The 12,111-nt window shown below is 64.6% G+C and carries 9 protein-coding genes; 6 read left to right on the forward strand and 3 right to left on the reverse strand.

From position 1 onward, the window contains the following. Nucleotides 1-67 precede the first annotated feature (67 nt). The 4 genes from QFZ30_RS21780 to QFZ30_RS21795 all read left to right on the forward strand — a co-directional run bounded on the left by QFZ30_RS21780 (nt 68) and on the right by QFZ30_RS21795 (nt 7,472). A complete protein-coding gene (locus QFZ30_RS21780; RefSeq protein WP_307079912.1) occupies nt 68-1,537 on the forward strand; it encodes a DUF3375 family protein in 1,470 nt (489 codons plus the stop codon). Further along, nucleotides 1,530-2,411 (forward strand): DUF4194 domain-containing protein, encoded by an 882-nt coding sequence (locus tag QFZ30_RS21785; RefSeq protein ID WP_307079914.1) that lies wholly within the window; start codon nt 1,530-1,532, stop codon nt 2,409-2,411. Before QFZ30_RS21780 ends, QFZ30_RS21785 begins: the two co-directional genes overlap by 8 nt. Then, nucleotides 2,408-5,869, forward strand: coding sequence for an ATP-binding protein (locus tag QFZ30_RS21790; protein WP_307079916.1), 3,462 nt, complete (start codon nt 2,408-2,410; stop codon nt 5,867-5,869). Before QFZ30_RS21785 ends, QFZ30_RS21790 begins: the two co-directional genes overlap by 4 nt. A 352-nt stretch (nt 5,870-6,221) precedes the next feature. Next, nucleotides 6,222-7,472 (forward strand): IS256 family transposase, encoded by a 1,251-nt coding sequence (locus tag QFZ30_RS21795; RefSeq protein ID WP_307080003.1) that lies wholly within the window; start codon nt 6,222-6,224, stop codon nt 7,470-7,472. A 44-nt stretch (nt 7,473-7,516) separates the two neighbouring features. Here the strand turns inward: QFZ30_RS21795 and QFZ30_RS21800 are convergent, their stop codons facing one another. The 3 genes from QFZ30_RS21800 to QFZ30_RS21810 form a co-directional block, all read right to left on the reverse strand. Beyond that, nucleotides 7,517-8,320 (reverse strand): IS3 family transposase, encoded by an 804-nt coding sequence (locus QFZ30_RS21800; RefSeq protein ID WP_307080427.1) that lies wholly within the window; start codon nt 8,318-8,320, stop codon nt 7,517-7,519. A gap of 47 nt (nt 8,321-8,367) precedes the next feature. Beyond that, the gene (locus tag QFZ30_RS21805) at nt 8,368-8,691 is read right to left on the reverse strand and encodes a helix-turn-helix domain-containing protein (protein WP_307079917.1); all 324 of its coding nucleotides are present in this window, start codon (nt 8,689-8,691) and stop codon (nt 8,368-8,370) included. A 290-nt stretch (nt 8,692-8,981) separates the two neighbouring features. Beyond that, nucleotides 8,982-9,476 (reverse strand): FBP domain-containing protein, encoded by a 495-nt coding sequence (locus QFZ30_RS21810; RefSeq protein ID WP_307079919.1) that lies wholly within the window; start codon nt 9,474-9,476, stop codon nt 8,982-8,984. 431 nt (nt 9,477-9,907) lie between these two features. Between QFZ30_RS21810 and QFZ30_RS21815 the strand changes: the two genes are divergently transcribed. After that, nucleotides 9,908-10,999, forward strand: a complete 1,092-nt coding sequence (locus tag QFZ30_RS21815) for an iron-siderophore ABC transporter substrate-binding protein (RefSeq protein WP_307079921.1) — start codon at nt 9,908-9,910, stop codon at nt 10,997-10,999. 9 nt (nt 11,000-11,008) lie between these two features. Next, nucleotides 11,009-12,109, forward strand: a complete 1,101-nt coding sequence (locus tag QFZ30_RS21820; RefSeq protein ID WP_307079923.1) for a FecCD family ABC transporter permease — start codon at nt 11,009-11,011, stop codon at nt 12,107-12,109. Nucleotides 12,110-12,111 lie beyond the last annotated feature (2 nt).

Raw genomic sequence — 12,111 nt, forward strand, 5'->3', positions numbered from 1 at the left:
AACCTTGTAGTTGGCAGTTTCAGGATTCCTGCTGCCCAACGTCCCCCAAGCAGCTGAAGGAGAGTGTGTGCCCCGCTCCGCCAGATCATCCGCAGATGCGATCAGCGGCCGGCTCCGGGACCTCGAACTGCTCACCAAGGGGCCGGCCTGTGCGCTGACGCGTTCCGCGCCGTGGGTCATTGCAGTGCTGCAGGCATCCTTCACCCGCACCCGTCCCCAGCTTCCGCTCGAGGAGTTCCATGCCGACGTCGACTCTTTCCTTGAGCAGCTCCGCCGCCAGGAACCGGGGCTGGGAGGCGCGGGCAACGGAGCGCCCTCCGGGAAAAAGTATGCGGATGAGTGGACCCGCAAGCAGTTCCTGACCCGCCGCAACCAGTCGGGCCAGATCGTCTACGAAGTCACCGAACCTGCTGCCCGCGTACTGGCGTTCCTGGACAGCCTTTCCAGCGAACGCTCCACGCTGAACGGTTCGCGTTTGGGCACACTCCTGGGCGACGTGGAAAAGCTCGCCAATGAGACCAACCCGGACCAGAGCGCCCGGCTGGAGTCCCTTGAGGAAGAGATCGAAGAGCGCCAGCAGCTGATCCAGGACATCAGCACCGGCGACTTTGACGGCCTGCTTGACGACGACGAGGCCGTGGAGGCCGCCGGCAACATCCTGGACCTGGCCGCGAGCCTGCCCGCGGACTACAAAAAGATGCGGGACCGGATCGAGGAACTGGTGGGCGAGCTGCGCAACCAGATCATCGAAGAGTCGCTCAGCAAGGGCGCCACCATGGCCCAGGTGCTGGAGGCGGACAAACGGCTGCGGCAGAGCCCCGAGGGCAGGACCTTCCGCTCCTTCACGGCCTTCCTCGAAGACCCCCAGCAGCAGCTCCGGTTCCGCTCGGCGATCGGCGAGGTCCTGAGCCGGCAGTTCGCGGACGACCTTTCGCCCGAGGACCGTGAAACCCTGAAGAACCTGGTGGCCGAGCTCCGCCAACAGCACAGCCAGATCCAGCGCATCTACGGCAAACTCAGCGAAAGCCTGAACACCTACGTCCAGAGCGATGACTTCCGCCAGTCCGTGCGGCTCCGCACGGTGCTGCGCGAAGCCGAGCAGGCCATCCGTTCGCTGCCCTATGAGCGCGAGCGTCCGGGACTGGTGGGTGGTCCCGTGCTGTTCAACGCCGGATTTGAGTCCCTGGCCATGGTTAAGCTCTACGATCCGGACGAGTTCGCCGTCCCGCCCAAGCTCGCCGACCCTATCGCCTTCAGCGACTCAGACCGCGTGCGCTCGCCGAGGACGGGCAAGGCCCGCCCGGAGGTTGTGCGGGCCGCGGTTGCCGGCGCCTCCACCCTGGCCGATGCCTGGGGCCAGCTGCCGCCGGAGGAGCGCCACATCAACACCATCCGTGCGCTCCTCTCGCACGCCCTCCAGGCAGGGGCGGACTTCGACCGCGAAGCCTGGGACGGACTGGACTTCGAACAGATAGACGGCACCACCCGCACGGCCTACCTGCCGGTGGTCACCCTCGCAAAGGATTCCCATGACTGAAGAAATGACGACGCCGGCGCCTCGGGTTGAAGAGGCAGTGGCCGCCGCGGGGGCAGGATTCGCTGCGGAACGACCCTTTGCAGTCACCCCCCGCGACACGTTTGTGGACGGCGCCGCGCTGTTCCCGGGCGACACGGGCGTGCTGTCCATGAAGGTGCGCCAGGCCCTGGTGAAGCTGCTTAAGGGGCCGTACATCGACGGCGGCCGGGACGAAAAACTGTGGACGACGCTGCTGGACAATCAGCTGATCCTGCGCAGCCGACTCTCAGAGCTCTTCCTCACCCTGCAACTCGACCATGAGCGTAAGATCGCGGTCCTGCGCCCGGTTGACCCGGAGGCCATCGGCGGCAGCACCCGTTCCAGCATCCTCCGCCAACAGCGTGCGCTGAGCCGGGTGGAGACCATCGTCCTGCTCCGCTTGCGCCTGCTGCTGGACCGCCACGTCACCGCCCAGACCGATCCCACCATCACCCGCGAGGAAATTGCCGACCTCGTGGCGCACTACCAGCCCGCCGGCCAGCAGGACGCGTTAAGGGATTCAGACGTGGTTAACCGCGCCATCACCAAGCTCCTGGCCCGCCGGCTCCTGCTCACCACCGGCCTGGAGGACGTCTACACCATCTCCAACGCCCTGCCCCTGGCCCTCCCCTTCGAAAACATCGGCGACATCCCGGCCCAAATAGACGCCCTGGTAGCGGCCACCACAGACCCCACAGGAACGGAAGCGCTGATTGAGCTCGACGGCGACACTCCTACAGAGGAAGAACCGGACGACGCCGAAGGTGACGCGAACAACGACGACGACGGTGGCGGAGGGGCGGGGGCGGCAGCACCGTCGTCGTACCCAACCACGACCTCGGAGGAAGCCAAGTGAGCATCGCAACCATGCTGCCGATGGGCGAGCTCACCAACCCCGGCCAGATGCGCCTTGCCCTGGTGCAGGTGGTCAACTGGGGCACGTTCCATGGCGCCCACACGATGCACGTGGACCGCAACGGGACGCTGCTGACGGGCAACTCGGGCGTGGGCAAATCCACGCTGTTTGATGCCATGTTAAGGGTCTTCGACGCCCGGCCGCGCTCCAACGAGGCCGCAGCCCAGCGTGCCGGTGGTGCTGTGGAGGACAAGAGGACCACCTTCACCTACATGCGCGGCAAGGTGGGTGACAAGGCGGTGGGCGAAGGCTCAGCCAGTGCGTTCCAGCGCCCGGGTGCCACGTGGTCCGCCATCGCCCTCACGTTCGATAACGCGGCCGGCACCCGGGTCACCGTTTCAGCGCTGTTCGACCTGCCCAAGAACGGTACAGAGTCCAGCGTTGGACGTTTTTACCTGATCGACGGCAAGCCGCTGGACCTGCCCGCCATCGAGGACATTGCGGAGAAACGCTTCACCAAGGCCGCGCTTGAGACGATCTTCCCGGACGCCCAGATCTTCGACGTCCATAAGGCCTTTGCGGAGCGGTTCCGCCGGCTCCTGGGCATCAGCTCGGACCAGGCCCTGCCGCTCCTGCGTGTTATCCAGGCCGGCAAGGGCCTGGGCGGCAGCGTCAACACCTTCTTCCGTGACCAGGTCCTGGATGCCCCGGCCACCCTCACCGCTGCGGACGATGTGGTGGAGGAATTCAGCAACCTTATGTCCATCCGGCAGCGCCTGGAGGATGTTCGGCAGCAGCGTGACCAGTTGGCGCCGGTCCCGGGCCTGAACAAGGAGTACGCGCAGTCGCTGCTGGATGCGAACCGCCTCCGGGACCTTGCCGGCGAGGAGTTCGAGTCCTATAAGCAACAACTCGCGGTCACGGTTCATGAGAAGACTTTGGCGCGCTTTAAGGAGCTGGCCCAGGCGAAGGCCAAGGAGCTGGGCGCCGAGCGCGCCGTGCGTGATGGCCTGGCCAAGGAACTGCGCCAGTTGGAGACCGACTACAACAACCAGGGCGGCAACGCGATCTCCGCGATCGAGCAGTCTTTGGAGAACGCCCGGGTTGGCCTGAGGTTGCGGCAGCAGGTGGAGGAAGCAGCCCGCAAGGCCCTGGCCGATGCCGGTTTGCAGCTTGAGTGGACCGCTGAGGGCTGGGAGCAGGCGCACGATCAGGCAGCAGCCCGGTCCGCCGAGCTGAAGGACGATTCCCAGGCTCTTCAGGAACTCCGCTTTGAAGCCTTTGATGGTCATGCCACCAAAAAACGCGAGCTGGCGGCCGCCCAGCAGGAGCTTGTGTCCCTGAAGACGCGCAAGTCCCTGCTGCCGCCGTCGAGCATTGAAAACCGTGCGGCGATCGCCGCGGCAACCGGCGTCCCCGAGGACCAGATGCCCTTCGGGGGCGAGCTGATCGATCTCGCTGAGGGGGAGGAGCAGTGGCGGCCGGCCGCGGAGCGGGCGCTCCGGAACCTCGCCACTACCCTGCTTGTCCCGGGCGAACATTTCGCTACCGTGACCCGCTACCTTAACGACCATAAGGTCCGCGGCGCCCTGCGGGCAGTGGATGTGTCCAAGCCGCTCGCAGGCGGCGCCCTGGCTGTGGAGGACGTGCGCGACGGCGACCTGCTCACCAAGCTGGACATCCTCACCAGCGGTGGAGCGGCGGAGGCCGGGGAGTGGATCCGTGAGCGGATTGCCCTCGATTTCGCCTACTCGTGCGTCGAAAACCCTGACCAGCTGGCCACCCTGGACAAGGGCCTGAGCCTGGGCGGTGTGGTCAAGCGAAACCGCCACACCGTGGAAAAGGACGACCGTTTCACCAGCCGGCAGGATTACGTGCTCGGATTCGACAACGCCTCCAAGCTGGAGCTCGTTGGCGCCCAGGTGGAGGACCTGCAACAGGAACTGGCCAAGGCAGCGGAGCTGGCGCAGAGCCGCGAGGAGTCGCACCAGGGCATGAGCCGGCAGCTCGAGGCGCTGCGGCTCATCGCCGAGGACCACCGGCCCTGGGAGCAGGTGTCAGCGGCGGCCGGGACAGACGAACTCGCCAGGATCGAACAGCGGCTCAAGGACGCCCTGGCGGCGCAGGCTGACCTGGAGCCGCTGCGTGCCAACATCGAGGCGACGCGGCAGAAACACCAGTCCAGCACCGAGGCTGCGGCAGTGTTGCAGAGCGAATACAAGGCACTGGACCGCCAGCTGAGCACTGCCGATTCGCTGCTGGAAGCCGCGCGGGCGCGCCTGAACGAGGCGCCGCCGTCGGACGCCACCGTCACCGCGCTGGAACCGTACTTTACGGAGTTCGGCGACGTCACCGAGATGCATGAGCTGGACAACCTGGCCAACCGCGTGCGGACGGCCCTCCTTGGCGAGCTTTATGCCGCAGAATCGCGCGGACAGGCCACTTCGGAGCGGCTGACGCGCATTTTCGAAGGCTTTGTGCGCGAGTGGGGTACCGCCATCTCCGCCGACCACGGCACCTCCATCGGCGCCGCGGGCGAGTTCGAGTCCCGGTACCACGCCATTGTCAGCGACGGCCTGCCGGCGCAGGAGGCCGAGTTCCGGCAGTTCTTCAACCAGCGCACGCATGAATCCTTCAGCACGCTGCTGCATCTGCTGGACGAGGAGCGGCGGTCCATCACCAGCCGCATCCTGCCGCTCAACGGCATCCTGTCGCAGGTCAATTTCCATGAGGGCAGCTTCCTGGAGCTGGACATCAAGCAGACCCTGCCGGCCACGGCCAAGCAGTTCAAGGACGCCATCCAGAATGCGCTGAAGGCCCGCCACACGCGGCACGGCAAGGCTGAAACCGCCGGTACTGAACGAGGCGACGACGCTGAGCTCACCGCCCGCTACCAGACCCTGGAGACCCTGGTGAAGCGCCTGGGCTCGCAGACTCCGGAGGACCGTCGCTGGCGTGCTGAAGTGCTGGACGTCCGCGGGCACCTGTTCATCCAGTGCAAGGAACACCGCGAAGTCCAAGGAGCCGCTTCTGGCAAAAGAGGTGGCAAGAAGACTGACGTCTACATGCACGCGGACACCGGTTCAATGTCCGGCGGCGAGCGGCAGCGCTTCACGGCGTTCATTATGGCTGCTGCGCTGAGCTACCAGCTGGGGATCGCAGAACAGGGCTTCACCACCTACGGCACCGTGATGATGGACGAGGCGTTTGTCTTGGCCTCCGAGGAGTTTGCCGGCGCCGGAATCAAGGCGCTGCACGAGTTCGGATTCCAACTGCTCCTGGCCGCACCGGAGAACGTGATCGATCTGTCCCGGCACCTGGGTTCGGTCACCGAGATCCTGCGGGACAAGCGCACCAACCGCTCGGGCGTGCTGACCGCACCGGTGATCAGGCGTGCGCCGGGAAGCGAAGGGGCGTGGCGGTCCGAGGCGAACCCCGTGGACATCGTCCTCCGGTAACCCTCCCCTCCGGGACGCTCTCTCAGATCCTGTCGCTTTTTCCCCGACGCTCTCTCAGATCCTGTCGCTTTTTCCCCGACGCTCTCGCAGATCCTGTCGCTTTTTCCCGACGCTCTCTCAGATCCTGTCGCTTTTTCCCCGACGCTCTCTCACGTCCTGCCGCTTTTTCCCCAACCCTCTCTCACTTCCTGTGGCTTAAACGCGAACGCTCTCGCACTTTGAACTGGTCCCCAAAAGTTGGACCGGCCAAATAGGATCCTAAGCGGGACTGTCTGAATAACGGTGTGTGGGGTCCGGCCTGATCCGAAAGGAGATGGCCGTGTCAGATTCCACGACCGAGATGACAGGGGTGATGATCGATCCTGTGACGGGAGAGATCATCGATCAGAAGGAGCTTGCGGAGCGGTTGCTCGCGCAGGCCAAGGAACAGGGTGTGAGCCTGGTAGGCCCGGGTGGGCTGCTGAACCAGCTCACGAGGAATGTGCTGGAGACCGCGCTGGAAGCGGAGCTGACCGAGCACCTCGGGCACGAGCATGGCCAGAGACCGATCGCAGCCAACATGCGCAACGGCACCAGGTCAAAGACCGTGCTGACCGAGATCGGCCCGGTCGAGATCGAGGTGCCCCGGGATCGGGACGGCTCGTTCGAGCCGGTGATCGTGCCCAAACGGAAACGGCGTCTGGACGGAATCGACCAGATCGTGCTCTCGCTGTCCGCCCGGGGGCTGACCACGGGGGAAATCGCCGCGCACTTCGAAGAGGTCTACGGGGCCAAGGTCTCCAAAGACACCATCAGCCGCATCACGGAGAAGGTCGCCGGGGAACTGGCCCAATGGTCGGCCCGGCCTTTGGATCCGATCTACCCGGTGCTCTTCGTTGACGCGGTCGTGGTCAAGGTCCGTGACGGGCAGGTGCGCAACACCCCGTTCTATGTCGTCATGGGGGTCACCACAAGTGGTGAGCGGGAGATCCTGGGCATCTGGGCAGGCGACGGCGGCGAGGGTGCACGGTTCTGGCTGCAGGTCTTCTCCGAGCTGAAGAACCGGGGCGTTGAAGATGTGTTGATCGCCGTCTGTGACGGGCTCAAAGGCCTGCCGGAGGCGATCACGACCACGTGGGAGCGAACGGTGGTGCAGCAGTGCGTCGTGCACCTGATACGCAACAGCTTCCGCTACGCCGGACGCCAGCACCGCGACGGCATCGTCAAGGCGCTCAAGCCCGTCTACACGGCCCCGTCAGAGCAGGCGGCGAAGGACCGGTTCGCCGAGTTCACGGCCGAATGGGGCCAGCGATATCCGGCAATCGTGCGGCTCTGGGAGTCCTCCTGGGCTGAGTTCGTGCCATTCCTGGAGTACGACGTGGAGATCCGCCGGGTGATCTGCACAACGAACGCGATCGAGTCGATCAACGCCCGCTACAGAAGGGCTGTGAGGGCCCGCGGGCACTTTCCGAACGAGGCCGCGGCCCTGAAATGCCTGTATCTGGTCACCAGATCTCTTGATCCAACCGGCGGCGGCCGGGCACGCTGGGTAATGAGGTGGAAGCCTGCGCTGAACGCGTTCGCGATTACCTTCGCCGGTCGGTTCGAAAGAACCACTCACTAATGAAAACCGGCCGGACCCACACACCGTTTATCGGACAGTCCCTCCTAAGCTGCGAGGGCTTGGGCGCGGTATTGCACCGGGCTCAGGCCCTCGAGCTTTGTTGAGATCCTTTTGGTGTTGTACCAGTGGATGTATTCCTCTATTGCAGGTGCCAGTGCGTCGGTGTTGAGGAATCGGACGTGGTGGAAGAGTTCTTCCTTGAGGTGGCCGAAGAAGTTCTCCATGACGGCGTTGTCGTAGCAGTTGCCCTTGCGGGACATTGATTGGACCGCGCCGGCGCCCTCGATCAGGGTGCGCCAGGAGGCATGGCGGTACTGGAAACCTTGGTCCGAGTGCACCAGCGGCTGCTGACCGGGCTTCAGAGAGGTCAGGGCCTCACGCAGGGAATCGTTGGTGAGCGCGAGGTTCGGGGATAAGCCCAGTGAGTAAGAAATGATCTGCCGGTCGAAGAGGTCCATGACCGGTGAGAGGTAGAGCTTCCGGTCGCCGACGTTGAACTCCGTCACATCGGTTACCCACTTCTGGTTCGGTGCATCAGCCTCGAATTCTCGGTTCAGCACGTTGGGCGCTACCGCGCCCTGTTCGCCCTGGTAGGAGTTGTAGCGCTTCCTGCGCCGGACCTTGCAGGCCAACCCGAGTGCCTGCATCAGCTTCAGCACGGTCTTCTTCACGACCGTCCACCCTTGCTTGAACAGCTCCGTTTGGACCCGCCGGTGCCCGTACCGGCGATGGTTCGTTTCGAAGATCTCCGTGACCGCCGCTTTGAGCTTCTCTTTCGGGTCGGGCGCCTGGAGCCGGGGCTGGTGATAGAAGAACGTGGATCTGGCCAGCCCGGCGACGTCCAGCAGGACAGCAAGCGGATAGTCAGCCTTGAGGGAAACGACGGCTTGAACCTTTACCGTCGTCCCTGTTCCCTCAAGGCCCGCAGTTTTCCCAGGTACGCCACCTGGGCGCGCAGCCGCTCGTTCTCCCGCCGCAACCGCTCAAGCTCCGGCAGTTCCGCAGGCGGCGGGGAATCAGGTTTCCGCGGTCTGCCTTTGGGCTTTGGCCGCAACCCGTCCTCACCCTCCAGACGATACGCCCGGACCCACTTTTGCAGCAGCTCACGGGACGCCAAACCAGCCTCCACTGCCAGATCCGGGCCGGGCTCGCCCGCGAGGAACCGCTCCACCAAGGCCAGCTTGAACTCGAAAGAGTATGACTTCGCCGGCCTGCTCACCAGCACTCCCTGCCCATGAATCCTCCATCGCCCATACAGTGCCCTGACCGGCACCCAAGGCTCATCCAGCAATCGGGCCGCCGCCCGATACCCGATGCCCCTCTCAAACAACGCTACAGCCGCCTCACGCTGCGCCTCAGACAATGAACTACATGCACGCATAAAACTGCTCCCCGGAAATCGAAACTGAATTTCTCAGTCCAACTTCCGGGGAGCAGTTCACTTTTGGTGCGTTTTCTCCCGACGCTCCCTCACCAGTTCAATGTGAGGGAGCGTCGTGACGGGAGAGGTCAGAAGGCCTGGACCCGGCCCAGGAATTGCGCAGTCCGGGCCTGCAGCCCGTCAATCTGCCGGAGCACGACGGCGGCCGGGTCCGGGTTGATCTCGTTGGCCGGCGGTTCCTTGCGGACGTTGCCGGAGCACAGGAAATCGGCACAAATCAACGTACCCACTGTGTTGCCGTCACGCCCGGACTGGCCGGCACGCTTGGCCACCCACAGGACTACGTCTTCCTTGGAGAAAACGTCCCGGCACAGCTCGCACAGCACGGAACGGTTTTTCTTGGCGCCGCCCTCAGGGGCGCGGAGCATAATCCCGGTCAAGCCCGTGGGTCCGGGGACCACCAGGTAGCCGCGGAGGGGCATCTTGTGGTCCCGCCAGCCCAGGAAGTCCAGGCTGTCCCATTCAAGGGCGTCGAATTCCTTGGGCAGGTTGAGTTTGGTGGCTTCCGAGCGGCTGGCGTTAATGAAAGAGGAGCGGATTTGTTGCGGCGTGATTTGCTGCATGGCTGAACTTTCTCGAAGGAGTCTGGTTCCCCTGTATCGGGGACGGCAATGAGTGTCAGCGGTTCCGCGCACAGCAAGGAAACCCTGTGCGCATTGCGTTCGAGGCGGCCCGGGAAAAGCTAGGGACGACCGCCGTCGAGCGTGGACGCTGATGTATTAGCCGGCGCAAGGCAGGCCAGAACGGCCACCCCGCTCACCATGGCAGCGACGACCTGGGAGGTCCCCTGCATGCTCATTGCCCTCGTTCCATCGATGTTCAGCCGGCTTGTAACCCGGCCACCTCATCTTGCCAAAAGCAAATTAGCCTGTCCATCAGCCCGCGAGAGTGTGTCCTTTGTCACCTAGGGCAATTAAGTTACGCAAACCTTGCGTAATGCACAAAAGGGTAGGCTAGCCTTACTTGGGTTCGCATCATTCACCTAAGGAGTTCCGTGACTTCCCCCCTCTTCTCCGGCCCGAGTGCCACACGCCGCACGCTGTTCAAGTCAGCCGGCAAGGCCACAGCCGTTCTGGCCGCCGCGGCGCTCACGTTGTCCGCCTGCTCCACCGGACCCGCATCCTCCGCTACGGATGCCAGCGCCCCCAGCTCCAGCAGCTCGCAGTTCCCTGTCACCATCAAGCACGTCTTCGGGGAGACCACCATCAAGGAACAGCCCAAGCGCGTGGCCACCGTCTCCTGGGTCAATGACGACGTTGCCATTGCCCTGGGTGTCGTTCCCGTAGGCGTCCCCAAGAACGAGTGGGGCGGCAACGAGAAGGGCTCCACACCTTGGAAGGATGCTGCCCTGGAGAAGCTGGGTGCAGGCTTCGGCTCGGCTAAGGCTCCCGTCCAGTACTCCGAAGCAGACGGCATCAACTCCACGGAAATCGCCAAACTGGCCCCCGACGTCATCCTGGCCGCCTACTCCGGCCTGACCGAAGAGGATTACAAGAAGCTCAGCGAGATCGCGCCCGTGGTGGCCCACCCCGAGGTGGCCTACGGAACGTCCTGGCAGGATTCCACCTCCATCATCGGCAAGGCTCTGGGCAAGGACGCCGAGGCCACCAAGCTGATCTCGGACACCGAGGCGACCATCAAGGACAAGGCCTCCAAGTACCCGCAGATCGCCGGCAAGAGCTTCATCTACGGCAACCTGGAGCCCGCCTCTGCTGACGGTGTCAACGTCTACACGGCGAACGACAACCGCCCCCGTTTCCTCTCCGAAATCGGCATGAAGCTGGCGCCGGTCGTGGAGGAGAACTCCAAGGGTTCCGAAGCGTTCTACCTTCCGTGGTCCGCGGAGAAGGCCAACGAACTCGAGTCCGACATTTTCGTCACGTGGGTTCCGGACGCTGCCACGAAAGACTCCATTAAGTCCGACCCCCTGCTTGGCCAGATCCCGGCCATCAAGAACGGCACCCTGGTCGCCGACTCGGACAACACCCTCACCCTGTCCATCTCCGCTTCCTCGCCGCTGAGCCTGCCGTGGTCCCTGGACACGTTCCTGCCGCAGCTGGCCACTGCAGCGGATGCAGTGAAGTAAGCACCACCAATGCAACGTACGACGACGGCGCCCGCCATCGCGCGCGAACTGGCAGATAATGCCCCCAAAACCGCAAAAACAGGGAATTATCTGCCAGTTCGCGGCGGGGGGAAAGCCGGAACCAGACAGGCCGCCTGGTTCCTGGCCGCCGTCGTCGTACTTGCTCTACTCGCCGCCGCATCACTGGCCGTCGGTGCACGGGGTCTTTCCCTGGGCACCGTGTGGCAGGCCCTGATGCAGTTCGAACCCTCCAGCGGCGACCACGCGGTGGTCCACGCACGGATCCCCCGCACGGTCCTGGGACTGCTCGCCGGCGCAGCCCTTGGCCTCGCCGGCGCGGCCATGCAGGGCGTGGCGCGCAACCCGCTGGCAGACCCGGGCATCATGGGCGTCAACGCCGGAGCGGCCCTGGCCGTGGTCACCGGAATCTACGTTTTCGGCGTCACCTCCCTCACCGGCTACATCTGGTTCGCCTTCATTGGCGCCGCAGCGGCCGCCGTCGTGGTTTACCTCGTTGCCTCCCTGGGCAGGGAACGTGCGACACCGGTTAAGCTCGCCCTCGCGGGCGCCGCGCTGAGTGCCGGCCTCTACTCGCTGATGAATGTCATCCTGGTCTCCAGCCAGGACACCCTGGACCGCTTCCGGTTCTGGCAGGTGGGCGGGATCGCAGGCCGGGACTGGTCAGTGGTTCTGCCCGGCCTGCCTTTCCTGGCCGTGGGTGCTGTCATTGTGCTTTTGAGCGGGCGCATCCTCAACGGCCTTGCCCTGGGCGACGACATCGCACGGGGCCTCGGTCAGCGTGTGGGTCTGGCCCGCGGAATCACCGCGCTGGGAATTGTGCTGCTGTGCGGCTCCGCTACGGCGCTGGCCGGACCCATCGGCTTTGTCGGCCTGGTCATTCCGCATGCCGTCCGTTCCCTCACCGGCCCCGACTACCGCTGGATCCTGCCCTTCTCGCTGGTCCTGGCCCCGGCTTTGCTGCTGGGCGCGGACATCATCGGCAGGGTAGTCCTGCTGCCCGGCGAGGTCCCCGCAGGCATCATGACCGCCCTGGTGGGTGCGCCGGTGTTCGTCTGGCTGATCCGGCGTGGCAAGGGGGCAGGGCTGTGAGT

It is taken from the genome of Arthrobacter pascens, from assembly GCF_030815585.1.
In the GTDB taxonomy this organism is placed as follows: domain Bacteria; phylum Actinomycetota; class Actinomycetes; order Actinomycetales; family Micrococcaceae; genus Arthrobacter; species Arthrobacter pascens_A.